The organism is Paenibacillus sp. MMO-58 (genome assembly GCF_037146255.1).
Lineage (GTDB): Bacteria > Bacillota > Bacilli > Paenibacillales > Paenibacillaceae > Pristimantibacillus.
In genome coordinates this window covers 396,002-418,248 of the sequence record NZ_JBBCVY010000005.1, presented here as the reverse complement: position 1 = coordinate 418,248, position 22,247 = coordinate 396,002, and the positions used below count along the sequence as shown (strand labels likewise).

The window sequence follows — 22,247 nt, the reverse complement described above, 5'->3', positions numbered from 1 at the left end:
AAGCCGAGCCTTAAGGAATACGGCATTTCCCAAGCATTTTCGGCAATGTTCAAGATTTCGTCTTAAAGCCGTGTTTGGCGATTACTCCATGAATGGCGAAATAGTCGACTTCCTCCGGCAGAGTATCTTTAAGAGGCCTCAGCTTGTCCCAGCCCAGCTCCCCGATGACCTGCACAATCTGGTCCTCGTACTGCTCCGGAATGATACGGCTCCACTCGAGCTCATGCCCTTCTTCCGCACAGCGGATCAAATGGCCCTCTATCGTTACCCGGCTGAGTCCACGCTCTTCCGCAATAGCCGCAGTCTCCAGACCGGCATTAAACCGCTCCAGTGTCTGAACATGGCTTGGCGTTTCCTCCGAGGATGCGGGAGGACTTGCTGCTGGCTGCCGTCTTGACGCTGCGCTAATGCTCGCCGTAGCGGTACCTTCCTCGCTTCCGGCATGCGCCTGGATAATAGCGAGCACTTCCTCGCCGTATTTGCTTGCTTTGGCCGCGCCAATCCCTTTCGTCTGCATCAGCTGCTCTTCCGTAACGGGGCGGACATCGGCCAGCTCCTTCAGCGTCGCATCAAAGAACAGCATAAACGGAGGCACATTCTCTCTTGCCGCCGCTTCCTTACGCCACTGCTTGAGGGCATCGAACAGAGGAGAAGAAGCTGCTCCTCCACCTCCCAAGGCGCTTCTGCGAACGCTGGTCCGCAGGCGCTGCATCACGGTCTCTTTGCCTTCCAGGATTGGCAGGGCGCTTGCCGTGAGCGATACGGTAGGATACTGCCCTTCGCTCATCCGGAGATAGCCTTCCGCCACCAGCCAATAGAGCCAATCGGCAATTTCCTTCTCCGGCCAATTGCTGAAAAGTCCGTAAGTTGTCAGACGATCCAGACCAAATTCAAGCAGACGTTTGTCACGCGAGCCTTTGAGCACCTTGGCCGCCATCGTAACGCCAAACCGCCCTTTCATCCGGCCTACGCAGGATAAGGCCTTCTGGGCTTCGGCTGTCCGGTCAACCAGCTCGCTTTTATCAAGACAGTTGCTGCATTTTCCGCAAGGCTCCACGCCCTTCTCGCCGAAATAATCGACAATGTATTGCTGAAGGCAGCGCTGCGTTCTGCTGTAGTTCATCATGTTATGAAGCTTGGACAGCTGGACCGATTTCCGGTATTCGTCGCCCATTCCCTGTTCAATCAGGAAACGCTGTACCTGCACATCCTGCGGTTCGAACAGCAGCACGCATTCGCTCTCCTCGCCGTCACGGCCGGCACGTCCCGCCTCCTGATAGTAGGACTCGATATCGCCGGGCATTTGCCAGTGAATCACGTAACGAACGTTGGGCTTGTCGATCCCCATTCCGAAAGCGTTGGTTGCTACCATAATGCGGAGCTCGTCAAACCGGAAACGCTCCTGCGTCTCCGCACGCTCCGTATCGGACAGCCCGCCATGATATTTACCCGCCGCAATCCCTTTTCGAACCAGCAGCTCCTGCACCTGCTCCGCTTCTTTCCTTGTAGCTGTATAGATAATGCCGGATTGATCCTCCCGCTCGCGCAAAAACTGCTGCAGGAAGTTTTTCTTGTCCCCTCCGCTTACGACCGAGAGAGACAGATTAGGCCTTGCAAAGCCGGTCACAAAAACATTCGGCTCACGCAAACCAAGCATCGCCGTAATGTCTGCGGCTACCTCCTGCGTCGCTGTTGCCGTAAATGCCGAAACAAGCGGACGGTTAGGCATCTTGCCGATCCAGCCGGCCAGCTGCCGGTAGCTTGGACGGAAATCATGTCCCCACTGCGACACGCAGTGTGCCTCGTCGATCGCAATCATCGGGATGTGAAGCTGCTCGGACAAGGTCGTAAACATAGGAGCATCGAGCCGCTCCGGAGCCACATACAGCATCTTGTACTCGCCTCGAAGCGCATTGCGCAGGATGGTCCGGTATTCCTCCGCTCCAAGAGAGCTGTTCAGAAACGCAGCTGGCACGCCAAGCCGGTTTAAAGCATCAACCTGATCCTTCATTAACGAAATGAGCGGCGAAATAACGATAGAGGTCCCGGGCATAAGCAACGACGGAATCTGATAACAGATCGACTTTCCTCCGCCTGTTGGCAGAATGGCAAGCGTATCGCGTCCCTCCAAAATCCCTTCGATAATATCCTCTTGGCCTGGACGAAACGTATCGTATCCGTAGACCTTTTTAAGCTCGCTCCGTGCCTGCTGAAGCACGTCGATTCCCCCTTCCGTAATCACAATAAGGACCCTGGCAGCTAAGTGTCAGGGTCCTCCCAAACGAAACTTTATAAGTGTATGGCCAATCGGTTAGCCCGTCACTACTTTAATTACATTTTGAACGGATTCGGCCGATTTGTCCAGAGCCGCTTTTTCCTCCGCGGTCAGTTCAAGCTCAATAACCTTCTCGATACCGTCCCCGCCGATGATCGTAGGCACGCCCATAAACAAATTGTTATAACCGTACTCGCCTTCTAGCAGGGCAATAACCGGCAGAATGCGTTTCTTATCCTTCAGGATCGCTTCCGTCATTTGAACAAGCGATGCCGCAGGCGCATAGTAGGCCGAACCGTTACCGAGCAGGTTAACAATCTCGCCGCCTCCAACGCGGGAGCGCTGTACAATCGCTTCGATACGGTCAGCCGGGATCAGCTTCTCGATCGGAATACCGCCGACATTGGAGTAACGAACGAGCGGCACCATATCGTCGCCATGTCCGCCAAGCACAAAGCCGCGCACATCTTCTACCGATACGTTCAGCTCCTGCGCGATAAAGGTGCAATAACGCGCGGTATCCAGAACGCCGGATTGGCCAATCACGCGATTTTTAGGAAAACCAAGCGTCTGGTAAGCCACATAAGTCATGGCGTCCACCGGGTTAGAGAGAATAATGACATAAGCATTGGGACTTGTAGCCTTTACGCTTTCGCATACCGAACGGACGATTCCGGCATTGGTGTTAACCAGGTCATCGCGGCTCATGCCGGGCTTGCGGGCAACGCCGGCCGTGATAATAACAACGTCGGAGTCCTTCGTGTCGTCGTAATTGGATGTCCCCGTTATGTTGGCGTCGAGACCTTGAACAGGCGTTGATTCCAGCATATCAAGCGCTTTGCCTTTTGTCGGATTCTCCAGTTGCGGAATGTCGACCAGCACGATATCGCCAAGTTCCTTCTGAGCGGCCATCAGAGCCGTGGTTGCGCCTGTAAAACCTGCGCCTACAACTGTAATTTTTCTGCGTTTAATAGCCATTAATTTAACCCTCCTATACTTGTATTAACATCTGCAATATTGCGAAAAGTCATCCAAATTAGATAGAAGATAAATGCAAAAGGCTGGTTTTATGGCAAAAAAAGAGGGGGCAAAAATGCCCCCCGCTTTTTATAAACTACATGTTTTTAATTACTTCGTCAGCAAAGGCCGAGCATTTCACTTCAGTAGCGCCTTCCATCAGGCGTGCGAAGTCATAAGTAACGGTTTTGTTGTTGATCGAAGTTTCCATACCTTTATAGATAAGGTCAGCCGCTTCTTGCCAGCCCAGATGCTCAAGCATCATAACGCCGGACAGGATAACGGAACCTGGGTTAACTACGTCTTTGTCCGCATATTTAGGCGCAGTACCATGAGTAGCTTCGAAGATCGCATGGCCAGTCAGGTAGTTGATGTTAGCGCCCGGAGCGATACCGATACCGCCAACTTGTGCAGCCAGAGCGTCGGACAGGTAGTCGCCGTTCAGGTTGAGCGTAGCGATTACGTCGAAGTCAGTAGGACGAGTCAGAACTTGTTGCAGAGCGATGTCGGCAATCGCGTCTTTTACGACGATTTTGCCAGCAGCTTCAGCTTCCGCTTGTGCTTTGTTCGCAGCGTCAGTGCCTTCAGCTTCTTTGATGCGGTCATATTGACCCCAAGTGAAAGTTTTGTCCGCGAACTCTTGCTCAGCCACTTCGTAGCCCCAGTTCTTGAACGCGCCTTCTGTATATTTCATGATGTTGCCTTTGTGAACCAGAGTAACTGTTTTCTTGCCATGCTTGATCGCGTATTCGATTGCAGCGCGAGCAAGACGTTGGGAGCCTTCTTTGGATACTGGCTTAATGCCGATACCGGAAGTTTCAGGGAAACGGATTTTGTTAACGCCCATTTCGTTTTGCAGGAACGCGATAACTTTCTTCACTTGCTCGGAGCCTTCTTGGTACTCGATACCAGCATAGATGTCTTCCGTGTTCTCGCGGAAGATAACCATGTCAACCAGCTCAGGGCGTTTAACCGGGGATGGCACGCCAGCGAAGTAACGAACAGGACGAAGGCAAGTGTACAGGTCAAGCTCTTGGCGAAGCGCTACGTTCAGGGAACGGATACCGCCGCCGATTGGCGTAGTCAAAGGACCTTTGATCGCAACGATGTATTCGCGGATTGCAGTCAGCGTATCAGCTGGCAGCCATTCGCCGAACTCGTTGAATGCTTTTTCGCCTGCGAACACTTCGTACCAAGCGATTTTTTTGCTACCGCCGTAGGCTTTCTCTACAGCTGCGTCAAGCACGCGTTTCGATGCGCGCCAGATGTCGCGGCCTGTGCCGTCGCCTTCGATGAAAGGAATGATTGGGTTGTTAGGTACTTGGAGAGTACCGTTATCAATTGTAATTTGCTCGCCTTCTGTTGGAAGGGCGTATTTCTCGAATTGTGCCATTAGAATAAATCCTCCTTAAGGGTATGTAAGCTGCGCCTTGTAATTAGCGCTGCTCGATTGGAATATATTTCGCGTTAACCGGGCCGACATAATCAGCGCGAGGGCGAATCAGACGGTTGTTTTCGTATTGCTCAAGGATATGCGCGCTCCATCCCGAAACGCGGCTGATTGCAAAGATCGGCGTGAACAGGTCGCGAGGAATACCCAATGTAGTGTAAACCGATGCCGAGTAGAAATCAACATTTGGTTTCAGACCTTTTTGGCCGGTAACCATGTCTTCGATCTTAATGGACATCTCGTACAGCTCCATGTTGCCTGTCAGTTTGCCCAGCTCGCGGGACATTTTTTGCAGGTGCTTCGCGCGCGGGTCGCCGTCTTTGTAGACGCGGTGGCCGAAGCCCATGATTTTTTGTTTGTTCGCAAGCGCGTTGTTGATATAGCTTTCAACGTTCTCCATCGAACCGATTTCTTCGAGCATCACCATTACCGCTTCGTTAGCGCCGCCATGCAGAGGGCCTTTCAGTGCGCCGATTGCGGAAGTTACGCCGGAATAGATATCGGACAATGTCGCAACGGTTACGCGTGCTGCAAATGTCGAAGCGTTAAGCTCGTGGTCAGCATGCAGGACCAATGCTTGATCCAAGGCTTTAATCGCTACTTCAGCCGGCTCTTCGCCAGTAAGCATGTACAGGAAGTTATAAGCGATCGATACGCCTTTTTTAGGAGCAATAGGCTCTTTGCCTTCGCGGATGCGGGCGAAAGCGGCAACAACTGTCGGAAGCTGAGCTTGCAGCTTGATTGCTTTCAGCTGATTCGCTTCAGGAGACATGTCGTTTGCGGATTCGTCGTACAGAGCAAGGCTCGAGACCGCTGTGCGAAGCGCTGCCATCGAGTTAGTGCCTTGCGGATACAATTTTATTTGTTCGATCACTTGCGCAGGGATAGCCGCGTATTGATCCAGCTTTTGCTGCAAGCCTTCGAGCTCGGAACGATTAGGAAGCTTGCCGTACCACAGCAGGTAGGCAACCTCTTCAAATGTCGCATTTTCTGCAAGATCATCAATATTAATACCGCGATATGTCAAGACTCCATCAATAATGGAGCTGATCGACGAAGAAGCGGCCACAATTCCTTCAAGACCTTTAGTTGCTGTCATTCGTTCTCTCTCCTCTAACTTGAAAAGTTATTCGCCAAAAATAGTAAACCTCTCGTCGCTATTAATCATAAATGATTTTATCAGCGAAGTGAACAAAACCGGACATAGAAATGCTTTATCAGCGCTATAAAGTTTTTTTTCATTCCCTTTCTTCCACAAATTTCGCACGAATTGCTCCAGACGCATTTTTCCCTATTCCACGCAAAAATACTCGCTTTCCGTAATCATATTTCAATGTGATAGAATAGAAGAAATAACTAGCACGGAGGACCACGATGACAGAACAACGAATTGGCATCATTGATATCGGCTCGAACTCAGTCCGCCTTGTCGTCTATGAGCGGACCGCCAGCGGCGCGCATCGCGTCATCGACGGAGGCAAGCGTCCTGCCCGCCTCGCAGAACGGGTTGATGACAACGGCATTCTGGCAACGGATGCGATTGCCGAGCTGCTTGGCACGCTAAACCATTTTACGATGATCTGCGCACATAACCGGACCGGACAAATCCGCGCGGTGGCGACTGCCGCTATCCGCAATGCGGCAAACCAGGCAGAAATTTTGGAAACGATTAAATCCGAAACCGGCCTTACGATAGAATTGCTAAGCGGTGAAGGGGAAGCTTCCTACGGCTTTCTTGGCATGATTAACGCCATGGATGTGCAGGACGGCTTTCTTGTTGATATCGGCGGGGGAAGCACGGAAGTATCCCTCTTTCGCGGCCGCCAGCTTGTCCAATCGGTCTCCTTCCCGTTTGGCTGCGTCAGCCTGAACCGGAAATATGCGGTAAAAGGGATGCTGAGCGAGGATGGACTTAAACGCATTGAAGCGCTGGTCGCCGAGGCCGTCAAAAACGAACCTTGGCTGACGAAATCCCCATCCCTGCCGCTGATCGGAGTTGGCGGAACCGCACGCGCTATGGGCAAAATTCATCAAGCAGTGACGAAGTACCCTTTTACCCAAACTCATAACTATCCGATGACGGGACCAGATGCGGATGCCCTGTTCCAGGAGCTGTACCAGACGCCGCTCGACAGACGCAAGAAATTCCCGGGTCTGTCCAAGGACCGCGTAGACGTCATAGTGCCTGGCATTGCGGTGCTGCGCACCTTGTTCCGCCTGCTAAAGACCAGCCATTACCGCATCTGCGGCTCCGGCCTTCGCGACGGTCTGTTCTATGCGACCCGCTTCCCCGGTCGTCCCCTTCATCAGGACGTGCTCGCATTCAGCCTGCAAAACGTAAGCGCTTTGCATCCGGCTGCGCCTAAACAGCATGTGATGCAGGTTAACCGTCTGGCACTGCAGCTCTACGATGAGCTTAGACCCGTGCATCTGCTTCCGAACCGGGCCAAAGTGCTGCTTGATGCTGCCTCCACCTTGTTCCGGATCGGCGCTTCCATTGATTATTATGAATATGCGAAGCATACGTTCTATCTCATCGTGAACTCCCATCTAAACGGGCTTGCCCACAGGGAAATCCTTATGATTGCGGCAATTGCTTCTTATAAGAGCAAAAACCGGACCCGCCAGCAGCTTCTTGAGTACAAGGAACTGTTGAGCGAATCCGATTTCGATAGTATCCAAAAGCTTGGCATTCTTCTACAGCTCGCGGCAGCGCTAGACCGCAGCGAGACGCAAGCCATCGGCCGATTGGAAGCGGTCCGGTCCGGCAGCCAGCTTTTGCTTAATCCGGTGCGTTCCGAAGGAACATTAGCGGTTGAAGCCCGGGAAGTCGAGGAGCTATCCTCCGATTTCAAAAAACTATGGGGACTAACTCCCGTCCTGGCCCTTCCCGACTATACGTAATTTTTCCACTGCGGAATTGATCTGGCTTCGAATTGACTGCGGAACGGCATCATATCGTTCTTCACATGAACGTAGGTGCCGTTTGCCTGCAGCTCGCGGGCTTTCACGTTATCGTCCAAATTAAGCTGCAGCATATTGATCAAGGTTTTGCGAAGGTTCTCGTCAAATACCGGACTCATCAGCTCGATCCGGCGCGTCAAATTCCTCGTCATCCAGTCCGCACTCGATAAGTAAACTTCTTCGTCTCCACCGTTATGGAAGTACATTACCCTTGCATGCTCCAGGAACCGGTCCACGATACTGATTACGCGAATATTATCGCTGCGTCCGGCTACGCCCGGTCTCAAGCAGCACACTCCCCGGACGATCAGGTCAATCTTGACCCCGGCTCGCGAAGCTTCGTACAGCTTATCGATCATTTCCTGATTGGACAAGGAGTTCATCTTGGCAATAATATGCGCTCCCTTGCCCTGTTCGGCGTTAACAATCTCACGGTCAATTAACCGGAACAGCTTCTCCTTCAAGTCTGTCGGAGCAACGCCAAACGCCTTCCATTCATATGGCGATGAGTACCCGGTTACCTCATTAAACAAGGCGGAGGCATCGCTGCCAATAATCGGATGGGAAGTGAATAGACCGATATCCGTGTATAAGGTTGCCGTGCTGTCGTTATAGTTGCCTGTTCCGACATGGACGTAACGGCGCAGCGTGCCCATCTCCCTGCGGACAACGAGACAAATCTTTGCATGCGTCTTGAGGCCAACAAGGCCGTAGACGACATGGCAGCCCGATTTCTCCAGCTGGCGTGCCCAGGCGATATTCCGCTCCTCGTCAAACCTTGCCTTAAGCTCCACAACCACCGTTATCTGCTTGCCGGCTTCCGCTGCCTTGGACAAAGCCTGTACAAGCGCAGATTGACCGCTGACACGGTATAAAGTCATCTTGATAGCCAGTACGTTAGGATCTTCCGCAGCCTGATCGATAAAATCATTTACCGCTTCAAACGATTCGTAGGGGTGATACATCAGCACATCGCGCTGGCGGATCACTTCGAACATATCATCCGTCTCGTCGAATTCATGCGGATACACCGGCTCAAGACGGCTGTAGCGAAGGTTGTCATAACCCGGCAGCGAGTTAGCAAATTTCATCAGGAAGCTGAGATCTAGAGGCCCGTCAATCTCAATCAAGTTATCTTCAATCTCCAGCTCTTCCTTCAACATCTCAAGCGCCATCGGATGCATGCCTCTTGCGACTTCCAGCCGCACCGGAATGCCCCAGCGTCTTCTGCGCAGCTCCTTCTCAATCTCCTCCAGAAGGTCTTCCGCCCCGTCTTCATTTAGCGTAAGATCGGCATTGCGCGTAAGGCGGAACGCATGAACGGCAAACGGAATGTAGCCGTTAAACAGGGTCGTAATATGATTTTCGATAAGATCCTCGAGCAGCACAAACTCCATCTTCTTGCTGTTTGTCCGGCCTGGCACAGGCACAAAACGCTGCAGAATAGATGGAACCTGTACGATTGCGAACAGCGGCTCATCATCCCTATCCGAATCCTCCCGCTGCAAAAGCACCGCCAAGTATAGCTCCTTCGTATGTACGAGGGGGAACGGGCGGCTCTGGTCAACGGCCATCGGCGTTAACACAGGGAAAACAATTTCCTGAAAATATTCCGACACCGCCTTGGATTGACTGGCATTCAGTTCCTTGACGGATGAAATAATAATGCCTTCCCGACCGAGACAACGGAATACTTCCCGGTATGTTTTGTATTGATCATAGACCATCTGGGTCGTCCGTTTGATCAGCCTTTTCCACAATCCGGCAGGCGTATAGCCCGTAAAATCCATCTTCGTATAGCCCGCGCGGATCTGATCCTGGATGCCGGCTACCCTAACACTCATGAATTCATCCAGGTTGCTGGATACAATGGATAAAAATTTGGCGCGTTCAAGCAGTGGATTATTCGATTCCTGTGCTTCCTGGAGCACTCTGCGGTTAAACTCAATCCAGCTCAAATCCCGGTTCACATAGTGGGACAATTGTCTTGTCATTCCTCACGCCTCCCCAATTATGCCCCTATTATGACTGATGACTATTATAGGAATATTAACGATTTGTAAAGATCAAGTTAAAGCTCCGGTTGACGCTCCGGTTGTTTCGGTCGATTGCTCCTTGCGGTTTGTTTCTTGATCAACCTCCTGAAGGTTGAAACAAACGCGCAATAGTCGCACTCGACTCGAAACAACCTCCGCTTACAGCGTAAAGATCAAACAATAAAGAGAAGAAAAGCAATTACGCCATGGACTGCAGCAAAGCATACAATTCAGGCAGACCCTTGTCCAGTCTTGCAGGCCGCCACTTCTCGTTTACCCAGACATGCTTCGTTCCGCCGGCTACAAGCCGCTCCCCCGGAAGATCCTCGTATTGATTAACAATAGCAGTATGGAATTGATCCAGACTTACCTTGCGGATTTCCGATTCAAAGGAAAGGCGCACAGGCGAAAAATCCGAAATACGCGTGCAAATCAGCACCGTATCGTCATAACGGGCCGGCAGCTCGTACCGGCACTGAAGATCCACCACCGGAAGCAGCAAGCCTTGCTGCTCGATGGTTTTATAATCATACCCCGCTGAGCGGATTAGCTCGGTACGGCCGATTTCAAACCAGGTTATGTAATTGCCATGAAAAACAACCCCCATTTGATCCGTTTCCTGATAACGAACGCGCAGAGGATGAAGGAACCATTGCTGTGACGGCATGATGAAGCTACCCCCTATATTATTACGAACTTGAGGACGAAAAAATTAGCTTTGTTTACAAAACGCAAACATAAATCGAGTATATGTATATGTATTTCCCTATACGTGAAACAAAAGCGACGGTGAATGGCTCACCCTCGCTTCTGTTCTTCTCTGCTTCTAAAGAGAAATATGAAATTCGTTCTTACAGGACTTTAGCTTGTCCGGAGTACACAACGCCAGTCTCGCCGTAGACTGTTACTTCAGTACCATCCATCAGCAATTCCGTTGCATTCGAGATGCCCAGAATAACCGGAATACCCAGGTTAATGCCGCATACAGCCGCATGGCTTGTAATGCCGCCTTGCTCTGTAATAACGGCAGCCGCTTTTTCGAAAGCAGGCATATATTCTTTATCCGTCGATACCGTAACCAGGATCGAACCCGATGTTACGCGTGCGTTTGCTTCTTCAGGCGTGCGGGCAACAACGATGCGGCCTGTAGCCGTTTGACTGCCGATGCCTTGTCCTTGAGCCAGAAGCTCGCCAACATGGTGAATCTTGATCAGGTTTGTTGTACCTGCGCGGCCAACCGGAACACCTGCCGTAATAACGATTGTGTCGCCAAGGCTGATCAAGCCAGTGCTTCTTGCGCCATCAACCGCGTTCTCGAACATAGCGTCCGTCGTTTCAGCGATTTCGCCAAGAACCGGTTTAACGCCCCAGATCAGAGCCAGACGACGCATAACCTTCTCATCGTTAGTTACCGCGATGATCGGTGCTTTCGGACGGTATTTGGATACCATGCGAGCTGTGAAACCGCTTTGTGTCGAAGTCACGATTGCTGCAGCGTTCAGGTCCAGAGCGGATACTGCAACCGCTTGGCTGATTGCTTCCGTTACGGAAGTTTTTTGAGCGTTAGCTTGTTTCGTGAAGATTTCACGGTATTCCAGAGCCGCTTCCGCACGCTCGGCAATACGGGACATTGTAGTTACCGCTTCAACCGGGTATTTACCGGCAGCTGTTTCGCCGGAGAGCATGATTGCATCCGTACCGTCGAAGATTGCGTTCGCTACGTCACTTGCTTCAGCGCGTGTAGGACGCGGGTTGCGCTGCATCGAATCCAGCATTTGTGTAGCCGTGATAACCGGTTTACCGGCACGGTTACATTTTTCGATCATTGTTTTTTGTACTAGCGGTACTTCTTCAGCCGGGATCTCAACGCCAAGGTCGCCACGGGCAACCATCAGGCCGTCGGAAACTTCCAGAATCTCATCGAGATTGTCAACGCCTTGTTGGTTCTCGATTTTGGAGATGATTTGGATGTGGCTTGCATTGTGGCGCTCAAGCAACTCGCGAATTTCAAGCACGTCGCTTGCTTTACGAACGAACGATGCCGCTACGAAGTCAATGCCCATTTCGATACCGAAGATGATATCGTTTGCGTCTTTTTCCGTGATGCCCGGAAGGGAAATCGCAACGCCGGGAACGTTAACGCCTTTTTTGCTCTTGATTTGACCGCTGTTGTTGATGCGGCAAATAATTTCAGTGCCTTGAACTTCTTCAACCGTCAGGCCGATCAGGCCGTCATCGATCAGAATAGTCGAACCTACGGAAACGTCGTTAGGAAGGTTGTCGTAAGTAATAGGCACACGGTTAATGTCGCCCAGAATCTCTTCCGTTGTCAGAGCAACGCGCTCGCCTGCTACCAGCTCAATCGGCTCTTCTTTCAGCTTGCCGAGACGAATCTCAGGACCTTTGGTGTCGAGCAGAATCGCTACGCTAGTTCCAAGCTCTTTGTTTGCGATACCGATGTTTTTAATTCGGTTGCCATGCTCTTCGAAATCGCCGTGGGAGAAGTTCAGACGTGCAACGTTCATACCCGCTTTAATCAGTTTTTTCGTGTTTTCCAACGATTCGCTGGAAGGTCCAATCGTACATACAATCTTAGCTTTACGCATGTTTAAGTATCCTCCGTTTAATGCCTGCTATAGTCATTATAGTCAATAATCAAGATCTTGAGCCGCAGCTTGTACGACAGTTTAAAACTTTTATACCTTTGCCGATTCCGTCATTTCGGGAGCTTCAGCCTCTTGCGGGGCTTGCGCAGCTTCTTGCGCTGCGGCTTCCGCTACTTGGAATTCGCCAATCTTGCGGAATTTATGGTAACGGTCTTCAATGAGTTGCTCAGGTGTCATCGGCAGAAGTTCCACCAAATGCTTCCACAGTTTCTCTTTCATCCGTTCCGCCGTGAACGCTAGATCCCGATGCGCGCCGCCTTGCGGCTCTTCTATGATGTCCTCGATCACTTCGAACTCGAGCAAATCCTTCGCCGTAATTTTCATCGCTTCGGCCGCAATATCCGCTTTGGATGCGTCCTTCCACAGAATGGAAGCCGCGCCGTTAGGGGAAATCGCGGAGTAAATTGCATTCTCCAGCATGAGTACCCGGTTGCCTACGCCAAGGGCTAGAGCCCCGCCGCTGCCGCCTTCACCGATAACGATGCAGACGATTGGCACGCCAAATCCGGCCATCTCTCTTAAGTTGCGGGCAATCGCTTCCGATTGGCCACGCTCCTCGGCCGTGTTGCCTGGATAAGCGCCCTTTGTATCGATTAAAGTAATGATTGGGCGTTTGAATTTGTTCGCTTGCTGCATAAGACGCAGCGCTTTCCGGAATCCTTCCGGATGGGGGCTGCCAAAGAAACGGGCAATATTATCCTTCGTATCTTTGCCGCGCTGATGGCCGATTACCGTGACCGGCAAGCCGTTCAGCTTCGCCAGGCCGCCGACAATCGCCAGATCATCGGCAAACAAACGGTCGCCATGCAGCTCGATAAAGTCCGTGAAGACCGCCTGAATGAAATCAAGCGAAGTCGGACGCTGGTGAAGACGCGCGATGTGCATCTTCTGCGCCGGGGTCATTTCGTTGTACAACTCTTCTTCCATCTGCTTGCACTTCTCTTCAAGACGCGTTATCTCTTCGGAAAAGTCCATGCCGTTGCTCTCAGCCAGCGTCTTCAGCGTTGCGATCTTCTCGCGCAAATCGCTGATCGGCTTCTCGAACGGAAGCATCTGTTCAGCCGCCATGGGATAATCCCTCCCTTACGGTATGCATATCCAGCAGCTTGCCAAGCGTTGTCTTCATATCCTTGCGGTGAACAACCAGGTCAAGCTGTCCATGCTGCATGTTGAACTCCGCTGTCTGGAAGTTGTCCGGCAGCTTCTGGCGAATCGTCTGCTCGATTACGATACGGCCGGCAAAGCCCACAAGCGCGCCGGGCTCGGCCAAATTGTAGTCGCCAAGACTCGCAAAGCTCGCGGAAACCCCACCCATCGTAGGATCTGTAAACACCGAAATGAACAAGCCTCCAGCCCCTTGAAACATGGAAAGAGCGGCGCTTGTCTTCGCCATTTGCATTAAGCTAAGTATACTTTCCTGCATACGGGCGCCGCCCGATGTCGAGAAAATAAGAAGGGGCAGCTTCTTCTCATGCGCCGCTTCGATTGCTCTTGTTATTTTCTCGCCAACGACAGACCCCATGCTTCCGCTGAAGAAGTCAAAGCTCATGACCGCAACAACAACCGGATGGCCGTTAATGGTGCCCTCGCCCGTTACAACGGCTTCGCGCAAATTCGGATTCTTCTGCCGCTGCTGCTCGAGCTTCCCTTTGTACCCGGGGAATTCGAGCGGGTCGACAGATTCCATATCCGCATCGTATTCAAACAAACGCCCGTCATCAAGCGTCATTCCAATCCGTTCCCAAGCACTCAGACGGTAATGATGCCCGCATGACGAGCATACCTTCAAATTCTTATCCAATTCTTTGCTGTACTGAATGGTGCCGCATTTGGAGCACTTATTCATTAGACCTTCCGGTATGTCGCGTTTAGGCCGCTCAGAAGGGATGGTCGCATACTTCTTCTTTGAAAATAAGTCCTTAATTTGCAATGTGTGACACCTCTCAAGGCGCAATAGTATAAGGTATTACGGCTGCATAATGGAGTTAAATACTTCCTGTACTTCCTCCAATTCACCCGAAGGAACCAAAATCTCATATTGCTGTTTAGACAGATTAACTGGACGGACTTTTACGAGAAAGCCTTCTTCCGTAAGCCGCTTCTTGATGTTGTCCGCGATTCTAGCGGTTGGAGCGATGTAAATGACCGTCCACATTATGGTACCTCCTGAAAACTTTGCCCGCAGCAAAGTTCGCATCTTCAAACAAGTCAATCCCGTTAAAGGCCATATGATGTCATAATGATACCACAGTCATGGCGAATCGGGCAAATGGTATCGGATGGCTTTTGGGTCCTGATGCGCGATCCTTGCTGATGCCGCCGCCGCCAGTCCTGCGACAAGATCGTCGAGAAACACGTGAATTTTCTCGCCTTTCAGATTCAGCTGACGAATAATGCCGGGCTTTACTTTATCCAAATATCCGAAACTCGTCAAGCCAATCATCCCATAAACATTCGTTATTCCTAGTGCCAAAGTCTCATCTACGCCATACAAGGACTCGTCTGTTTCCATGATAGCCTGTAGAGGTTCCGGCAGCAAACGGCGTTCGGCCAGCTCGTCAAGAGCGATCCCGGTATACAGCACATACTGCACTTCGCGTTTTTCCAAAACGGCTCTTACGCTCTCTTCGCATTCGGCCACGGTCAAATCCGCATTGTAAGGACGCTGCAGCGTATATACAATTTCCGCAATATCATCAACACTTACTCCACGCTTTTGCAACCACTTTTCGATTCCGGACGTCATGTCCATCCCTCCCGCATATGCTTGTACGTTTTCATGCAACGTAAGCCGGGAAAAAGCAGCGGCAAGCAGCCGCTTAATCCCACTTGTAACATTAATTGTATGCGGGAAGTGATAGAGTTGTGCATAAATTATCTGACAATTACGGCTCCTTGCCCAAGAAGCTGCTCAATGGCGCTGAATAATTGCGGAGAAGGCTTGGTGCGGTACGTTTCGCTTAGAGCAAGCGAACGCTGCTCCCGTTCATAGAACAGCACCGTATCCAGCTGGCCGTGATGGTCGGTCAATAGCTTCTTCAACTGCTCCAGCACGTCGGGATGCTCGCGCGAAGCGATGATCTTGATATAGACGCGCTGGCGCTTCTTCTCGCCAGCCGGGTTCGTACTGCCGGCTGGCACCGCGGGCCTTGCAGGCTGCGGTTTTCGGGTGGCCGATTCCCCCGGTGCAGCTTGAGCCTGAGCCATTCTTGCTACTGCCGGAGAAGTCTGTGCGGGAGGCGGATTGGCGCCTCCTGCCGGTCTCGAAGCACGGGAGCTCGCATGCTTCCGCATCCGCCTGACATGCTCGGCCAGCTGCTCCGCCGTTGCCGTTCCTTCCTGAATCGGCACAACATCTTCTATGATCAGCTTAAAGTCCTCGTCCTGATGCTGGACGGTAGCGTGAATAATCGCGAGACCGCCTTTCGCCAGACGATCCCCGCAGCGCTTCCATACAGCCGGGAATACAACGCCCTCAGCACGCATAACCCTGTCCTCTATTTCAATAAAGCCCATCGCATTTCCTTTTTTATTTGTAAACGGTTTAAGAGAAACCACTCTAGCTCCGATAACGGCAGCTGCTCCTTCCGCCGCTTCCCCGAGCTCTACGAACCGGTCAAGGCCAAGCGGCTCCAGCTGCTCCTCTACCGCATCCAGCGGATGGCCGGACAAGTAGAGGCCAAGAAGCTCCCGTTCCAGCTCCAGCTGCTCGCCCGTCGAATACGGCCTGATATCCGGCAGCTCGACATCCCAGTTCTGTACTTCGTCGAAGCCGAACAGCTCGATCTGCAGCTCCTCGCGTTCCTTGCGCCACTTCAAAGCGGCATCAACGGTCTCCTCGAGGGCGGCAAGCTGCTGCGCGCGGTGACCGGGCAGCGATTCAAGCGCTCCGGCTTGAATAAGCGACTCCAGCACCCGCTTGTTGACGACGCGCAGATCCACCCGGCGGCATAGGTCAAGCAGGCTGTCGAAAGGCCGTTCCCGGCGCTCTTTCTCGATAGCCTCGATAGCTTGAGTACCGACGTTTTTGATAGCCGCAAGGCCAAAACGAACGGCTCCCTCCACCGGCGTAAACGTAACGCCGCTTTCGTTCACGTCGGGAGGCAGCACCTCAATGCCCATCCGTCTGCATTCGTCAACGTATTCGGCCGTTTTCCGCTGATTGCCGGTAACGGAAGCAAGCATCGACGCCATAAACGGAATGGGATAATGCGCCTTCAGCCATGCCGTCTGAAAAGCAAGTACGCCGTAGGCTGCGGCATGGGCGCGCGGGAAGCCGTAGTCCGCAAACCGGACGATCATATCGTACACCAGATTGGCATCCTCGCTGCTATAGCCTTCGCTTACGCTGCCTTTTACGAAATGCGCGCGCTGCTCGTCGAGCACCTCCCGCTTCTTCTTCGAAACGGCGCGGCGCAGCAAATCCGCTTCGCCAAGCGAGAAGCCTGCCATGGCGGAAGCAATCTGCATAATCTGCTCCTGATAGACAATAATGCCGTACGTATCCGATAAAATCGGCTCGAGAGAGGGATGCGGATATTTGACGGGCGCAAGCCCGTGCTTGCCCTGAATGTAATTCGGAATAAACTCCATCGGACCCGGACGGTACAATGCGAGCACCGATACGATGTCTTCGAATTCGCTTGGCTTCATCTCCTTCAGTACGCGCCTGACTCCGGACGACTCCAGCTGAAAAATCCCCATCGTCTCGCCGCGCCCGAGCATCACATAGGTATCCGGATCGTTATCCGGCACTTTGCGGAAATCAATCTCCTTGCCGTATAAGCCTTTCACCCAGGAAAGCGAACGCTCCACGATGGATAGCGTTCTTAGGCCGAGGAAGTCCATTTTCAAAAGGCCAACCGCTTCGAGATGCTCCATCGAATATTGGGTCAGCGCCGTCCGCTCGCTTCCCGCCTGCAGCGGGACGTAATCGGTTAACGGACCGCCGGAGATAACAACGCCGGCCGCATGGGTAGAAGCGTGGCGCGGCATGCCTTCCACCTTCAGCGCCATCTTGATCATGGCATCGGTCCTCGGCTGCCGCTGGCAGGCTTCGCGCAGGCCTTCGCTGATCCGAAGAGCTTCCTCGAGCGTAATGTGGAGCTGATTCGGGATCATTTTCGCCGCTCGGTCCACCTCCGCGAACGGCACATTCATTGCCCGCCCTACGTCCCTGACTGCGGCTTTGGCGGCCATCGTACCAAAGGTAATGATCTGCGCCACATGCTCATCCCCGTATTTGGCCGAGACATAAGCGATTACCTCATCTCGGCGTTCGTCGTTGAAGTCGATATCGATATCGGGCATCGTAATCCGTTCCGGATTCAGAAACCGCTCGAAGAGCAGCTTGTACTTCAGCGGATCCACGTCGGTAATTCGGAGCACGTAAGCAACCAGGCTTCCCGCTGACGAGCCCCGCCCCGGACCGGTCCGGATGCTTTGCTCATGGGCAAAGCGGACGAAATCCCATACGATCAGGAAATAATCGCTGAAGCCCATATTTTCAATTACGGACAGCTCGTAAGCAAGCCTTGCCTCCGCCCGTTCCCGGAAAGCCGGATCCTCCGACCATTGCGGCAGGCCCGCATAACGGGAAGCAAGCCCGGTTCTGCAAAGCTCGGCCAAATACGCCGACGAAGTCATGCCTTCCGGCACCGGACGGAAGACCGGCAGCGCTGCCCGCCCAAACGTCAGCTCCAGCGAGCATTTGTCCGCAATTTCGGCTGTATGGCGAATCGCTTCCGGCACGTGGCGGTACAAGAGTCCCATCTCTTCTCCGCTTTTCATATACAGCTGATCCGTCCCTATCTTCATCCGGTCCGTATCGTCCACCGACTTGCCCGTTCCGATGCAAATCAGAACATCCTGCACGGCGGCATCCTCCGGCGTCAAATAATGAACGTCGTTCGTAGCCGTAAGCTTGATGCCTGTTTCCCGGGCCAATTCGATCATGGCTGCCGCGACTTTTTTCTGATCCAGCATGCCGTGATCCTGCAGCTCCAGATAGAAGTCGTCCCCGAAAATCCGCTTGTAGCGCAAAGCTGCCGCCAGCGCTTCCTCCCGGCGGTCGTGAAGCAGATGCTGCGAGATCTCCCCATGCAGACAAGAGCTCAAGCAGACCAGTCCTTCGGAATGGGCTTCCAGCACTTCCGGGTCGATCCGCGGCTTATAGTGAAAGCCTTCCAGATGGCCAATCGAGACCAGCTTCATCAGATTGCGGTAACCGGTCTCGTTTTTCGCTAGAAGAATTAAATGATAGATCGGATTGTCCTTGCGCGACCCCTTCTCGAAACGGGAACCCGCCGTAAAATACATCTCGCACCCAATAATCGGCTTGATGCCCTGTGCCAGGCAAGCTCTATAAAAAGGAATAGCTCCGTACATGACTCCGTGATCGGTAAGGGCAAGCGACTTCATCCCTAGCTCGGCAGCCCTTGCCACCAAATCGCGGATCCGGGCTGCGCCGTCAAGCAAGCTGTATTCGCTATGCACGTGCAAATGCACAAACGAGGAATCTATGTTGTTCATCCGCTGGCACCCTCTTTCGGTTCTTATTCCTTCTATTTTATCATAATAGACCGCACAGCGCCCATAGAATGGTAGTGAGGCAGCCGGACAGGCTGGACTATGCGCTAAAAGGCAGGTGTACGTTGTGAACGTCATTTTATCCAAGGCCGGGCTTGATTTTTTTATCGCCTTTGGCGTTGTTGTCGGAGGATCCATGCTGGCTGGAATCGGCTCGGTTTTTCTTCTGTTGCCCCCTACTTCCATGATGCTGAGTACGGCCGGCAATCTCAAAATATGGGCGATTGTCGCAGCCGTCGGAGGCTCTATCGATCCGATGCGCGTTATCGAAAGTAATATCGTAGAAGGGCATTTGTCGCCGGCCGTCCTTCAGATTGCTTATATTGCCATCGCTTTTCTAGGCGCCCATATGGGAACGGAATTGGTCAAGCTCATTTGCAAGGGGGCGGCTTGATGCATGCGCGTACCTCAGTTTGAGCGGTATGTCAAAGGGGTGCAGATGCTTGGCGTATTGCTGCTTGGCATGCTGCTTGGCGCAATCATCTACAACTCCATGTACCACGCCCAATTCGAGGCGTTAGTGAATCTGAAGAGCGATCTGGAGGTTAAGCTGGAGCAATCTGAAACGGAAATAAAAGGCTTAACGCAATTCAAAAATCAACATACCGTCATTAAGAGCGTCCTGCCTCGAATCGAAGAGGAAGCCGGCCAAAATACCGACCGCCCCAAGCTTGATAAAGTAACGGAAGCGGAATTAATCAAGCGGATCAAAGCGGATCTTTCCGTTTTTCTCGGGCAAAGCATTTATGAGATCGACACGGACGCCCAGCTTGCGCGCAGACTATTAAGCAACAAGATTTATACCAATGTCCTTGAAAAAGACTATTCCATCGACATCACGACAATTCTGGTCGTGGAAAACAAGCTGCAAGTATGGGTGAAAGTCCGTTTATACGCGAGACCACCTTCTTAAACGCATTTATTTCCGGTTTTGGGTGAATTCATGCTACAATAACGCCATTGAGACTACAAAAGGAGCTGTAGCAAACATGGACTCCCTCCTGCAATGGGTGTTTGCGCCGGGCATTATGATCACGCTCGCGCTTACCGTCTATTTCAGCTTTAGATCCCGCCGCTCGACGGACACGCGCGCGCGCGGCCTTCATGCATCCCGGATGAACATCAGCATGGGCTTTATGCTTATGTTTATCGCCGGCGTTCAGCTGTTCCTCTCCGGCACTTCGACGGCGCGTATCGTGATCGGGGCGATTTTCCTCGTTATCGGATTTTTCAATTTGTTTGCGGGGCTGCGTAACCATAGTATTTTTCGGACGATGCAGCAGTAGAGCGCGTTATGAAAATGGATGGCACTGCGTGGGGCGAATATTTCTTCGATCGCTGTTGGTTCCGGATTCCTCTTTGGAAGTTGTATTTGGTAAGAATCCGGTAACCAAAGGCGAGCGCTCCGCTTCTCAGAAACATTCGCCCACTCCGTGCTCTCATTTTCATAAAAGTCTACTGCTGTCCGTCCTTTGGGGCAGCAGATTGAGCCGACCTGGCATTTCGCCGGTCGGCTTTTTGGCTTGGCAGCCACTATAATGAGGATACTCATTAAATCGTGAGGTTTTTCTACGTGTAAATAAGGAGGAGAAACTCACTATTGCCTCCTTCTCTCTCAAAAGTTGGATAGAACTCCGCGGCAAGGTTCACTATTAATGAACCTTACCGACATCTGACCGCGTTATATACGGCTACAACTAGCAAAGGCATGGCAAGCCAAAGGATATCTCATCACCGACCGTGAAGGTCTCCAAGCAGAGCAGGCATTGGACAGCCTAGCAGCGAAAATGCCGTAGACAACCGCGGTACGGACGCGGAAAGTTTTCTTTTACTCAAAGTTGGCCTAGAGATTATGGTCTTCTTTTGCATATACTAAGCACATCTTACTACAGGAGGCTGATGTCAAATGATGAACCTACCGATTGTTTGTCCCATTCATTTCTCTCGGCCTATACGGAGCGCCTTCTAACCTTTTAGTTTTGGAGACGAGCCGCGGGACCGGGAGGTCCTGCGGTTTTTTTTGTGCCTTCCGCAGGGGAATCCCTGCGGTTTTTTGTTGTTTCGAAAGTCCAATAAAACGAATAAAGAGGAGCATCCGATTTGAAAAATACCGATACCTTGCAGCATCATCAACAACTTCTGGCCTACGGCTGGAATACCGATTGGAACAATAAAATGGAGCAAATGCCGGCAAGCGCGAGACAGCTGGTTCCCGCGCGCGTGATCGCCCAGCATTCCCATTCTTATCAAATCATGACGCCAGGCGGCGAGCATACGGCTACCGTTACCGGCAAATACGAATTTAATGCGGCGCTAAAAAGCGATTTTCCCGCCGTGGGCGACTGGGTTATGGCCGAAAAACTTCCGGGCGAGACACGCTCGGTTATTCATAACCTTCTGCCGCGCCAAAGCGCAATGATCCGCAAAGCAGCCGGGAGTACGGTGGATGATCAGGTCGTTGGCGCCAATATGGATTATTTGTTTATTACAAACGCACTGAATCAGGATTTTAACGTCCGCAAAATGGAACGTTACCTGATTGCCGCATGGGAAAGCGGTGCTTCACCGGTTATCCTGCTGACCAAAGCCGATCTATGCGATGATCCGGAAGCCTTTGCCGCACAGATGGAAAGCGCCGCCCCCGGCGTACCGGTGCACCTGATCAGCGCCTTGCAGAACCAGGGCAAAGAGCAGCTCCTTCCTTATCTGCAGCCGGGCAAAACCATTGCCGTCACTGGCTCGTCCGGTGTAGGCAAGTCTACTCTGCTGAACTGGCTCGCGGATGATAACATCATGGAGACTCAGGGCATCCGCGAAAACGATGCCCGCGGCCGGCATACGACAACGCATCGGGAGCTGTTCCTTCTGCCGAACGGAACGCTTGTCATGGATACGCCGGGCATGCGAGAGCTTCAGCTATGGGATGCGCAGGACGGCTTGGAGCAGGCTTTCTCCGATATCGAAGCTCTGGCTGCCAAATGCCGTTACCGGGATTGCCGTCATGAGTCAGACCCCGGCTGCGCGGTCTTGCAAGCGATTGAGGACGGAACGCTTGAAGCGAAGCGGCTTCACAACTATAGGAAGACGGCCAAAGAGCTCTCCCATCTTGCGCGCAAAGAAAACAGCCTTGCCAAAAAGGCAAAAAAAGCAGCCGGCTCCTCCTCCCGCAAGAGCGAGCGCAGAACAAAAGCGGGCGCTTGGGATTACGATTAACTTGCTGCCCCCCCTTCAGGTGTATCAAAATGAAATAT

General features: G+C 52.3%; 17 protein-coding genes. 5 read left to right on the top strand and 12 right to left on the bottom strand.

Annotated elements, in window-relative coordinates; all coding sequences use genetic code 11:
• Window positions 1-49: 49 nt before the first annotated feature.
• The 4 genes from recQ to citZ all read right to left on the bottom strand — a co-directional run bounded on the left by recQ (window position 50) and on the right by citZ (window position 5,841).
• Entirely contained in the window at window positions 50-2,218 is a 2,169-nt protein-coding gene (gene recQ, locus WFJ73_RS17935) for a DNA helicase RecQ (RefSeq protein WP_336774363.1), read from the bottom strand.
• 93 nt (window positions 2,219-2,311) lie between these two features.
• Window positions 2,312-3,253, bottom strand: a complete 942-nt coding sequence (mdh, locus tag WFJ73_RS17930; RefSeq protein WP_201007590.1) for a malate dehydrogenase — start codon at window positions 3,251-3,253, stop codon at window positions 2,312-2,314.
• 136 nt (window positions 3,254-3,389) lie between these two features.
• Window positions 3,390-4,685 (bottom strand): NADP-dependent isocitrate dehydrogenase, encoded by a 1,296-nt coding sequence (gene icd, locus WFJ73_RS17925; protein ID WP_336774362.1) that lies wholly within the window; start codon window positions 4,683-4,685, stop codon window positions 3,390-3,392.
• A 43-nt stretch (window positions 4,686-4,728) separates the two neighbouring features.
• Window positions 4,729-5,841 carry a citrate synthase gene (gene citZ, locus WFJ73_RS17920; protein WP_336774361.1) on the bottom strand — a complete coding sequence of 371 codons (1,113 nt, stop codon included), beginning with the start codon at window positions 5,839-5,841 and terminating at the stop codon, window positions 4,729-4,731.
• A 275-nt stretch (window positions 5,842-6,116) separates the two neighbouring features.
• Between citZ and WFJ73_RS17915 the strand changes: the two genes are divergently transcribed.
• The gene (locus WFJ73_RS17915; protein ID WP_336774360.1) at window positions 6,117-7,646 is read left to right on the top strand and encodes a Ppx/GppA phosphatase family protein; all 1,530 of its coding nucleotides are present in this window, start codon (window positions 6,117-6,119) and stop codon (window positions 7,644-7,646) included.
• Here WFJ73_RS17915 and WFJ73_RS17910 read toward each other — a convergent pair.
• From WFJ73_RS17910 to WFJ73_RS17875, 8 genes are all read right to left on the bottom strand, one after another.
• Window positions 7,637-9,700 carry an RNA degradosome polyphosphate kinase gene (locus WFJ73_RS17910; RefSeq protein ID WP_336774359.1) on the bottom strand — a complete coding sequence of 688 codons (2,064 nt, stop codon included), beginning with the start codon at window positions 9,698-9,700 and terminating at the stop codon, window positions 7,637-7,639. The two genes, WFJ73_RS17915 and WFJ73_RS17910, sit on opposite strands and share 10 nt — an antisense overlap.
• Window positions 9,701-9,941: 241 nt before the next feature.
• A complete protein-coding gene (locus WFJ73_RS17905; RefSeq protein WP_336774358.1) occupies window positions 9,942-10,409 on the bottom strand; it encodes an acyl-CoA thioesterase in 468 nt (155 codons plus the stop codon).
• A gap of 184 nt (window positions 10,410-10,593) precedes the next feature.
• The gene (pyk, locus tag WFJ73_RS17900) at window positions 10,594-12,348 is read right to left on the bottom strand and encodes a pyruvate kinase (RefSeq protein ID WP_015846038.1); all 1,755 of its coding nucleotides are present in this window, start codon (window positions 12,346-12,348) and stop codon (window positions 10,594-10,596) included.
• A 90-nt stretch (window positions 12,349-12,438) separates the two neighbouring features.
• Window positions 12,439-13,476 (bottom strand): acetyl-CoA carboxylase carboxyltransferase subunit alpha, encoded by a 1,038-nt coding sequence (locus tag WFJ73_RS17895; protein ID WP_336774357.1) that lies wholly within the window; start codon window positions 13,474-13,476, stop codon window positions 12,439-12,441.
• A complete protein-coding gene (gene accD, locus WFJ73_RS17890) occupies window positions 13,466-14,338 on the bottom strand; it encodes an acetyl-CoA carboxylase, carboxyltransferase subunit beta (protein WP_127495451.1) in 873 nt (290 codons plus the stop codon). The genes WFJ73_RS17895 and accD overlap by 11 nt, the downstream gene beginning before the upstream one ends.
• 36 nt (window positions 14,339-14,374) lie before the next feature.
• Window positions 14,375-14,563 (bottom strand): hypothetical protein, encoded by a 189-nt coding sequence (locus tag WFJ73_RS17885; RefSeq protein WP_015846041.1) that lies wholly within the window; start codon window positions 14,561-14,563, stop codon window positions 14,375-14,377.
• Window positions 14,564-14,659: 96 nt separating this feature from the next.
• Window positions 14,660-15,154 (bottom strand): phosphatidylglycerophosphatase A family protein, encoded by a 495-nt coding sequence (locus tag WFJ73_RS17880; protein ID WP_015846042.1) that lies wholly within the window; start codon window positions 15,152-15,154, stop codon window positions 14,660-14,662.
• A gap of 128 nt (window positions 15,155-15,282) precedes the next feature.
• Window positions 15,283-18,939 (bottom strand): DNA polymerase III subunit alpha, encoded by a 3,657-nt coding sequence (locus WFJ73_RS17875; RefSeq protein ID WP_336774356.1) that lies wholly within the window; start codon window positions 18,937-18,939, stop codon window positions 15,283-15,285.
• Between the two features lie 124 nt (window positions 18,940-19,063).
• Here WFJ73_RS17875 and WFJ73_RS17870 point away from each other — a divergent pair, with 124 nt between their 5' ends.
• From WFJ73_RS17870 to rsgA, 4 genes are all read left to right on the top strand, one after another.
• Window positions 19,064-19,390 carry a YtrH family sporulation protein gene (locus WFJ73_RS17870; RefSeq protein WP_127495453.1) on the top strand — a complete coding sequence of 109 codons (327 nt, stop codon included), beginning with the start codon at window positions 19,064-19,066 and terminating at the stop codon, window positions 19,388-19,390.
• 3 nt (window positions 19,391-19,393) lie between these two features.
• Complete coding sequence (locus tag WFJ73_RS17865; protein WP_336774355.1) at window positions 19,394-19,909, top strand: hypothetical protein; 516 nt, start codon at window positions 19,394-19,396, stop codon at window positions 19,907-19,909.
• 76 nt (window positions 19,910-19,985) lie between these two features.
• Window positions 19,986-20,282: a YtpI family protein gene (locus WFJ73_RS17860; RefSeq protein ID WP_336774354.1), complete on the top strand. Its 297-nt coding sequence runs from the start codon at window positions 19,986-19,988 to the stop codon at window positions 20,280-20,282.
• An 814-nt stretch (window positions 20,283-21,096) separates the two neighbouring features.
• Window positions 21,097-22,209 carry a ribosome small subunit-dependent GTPase A gene (rsgA, locus tag WFJ73_RS17855; RefSeq protein WP_336774353.1) on the top strand — a complete coding sequence of 371 codons (1,113 nt, stop codon included), beginning with the start codon at window positions 21,097-21,099 and terminating at the stop codon, window positions 22,207-22,209.
• The last annotated feature ends 38 nt before the right edge of the window (window positions 22,210-22,247 follow it).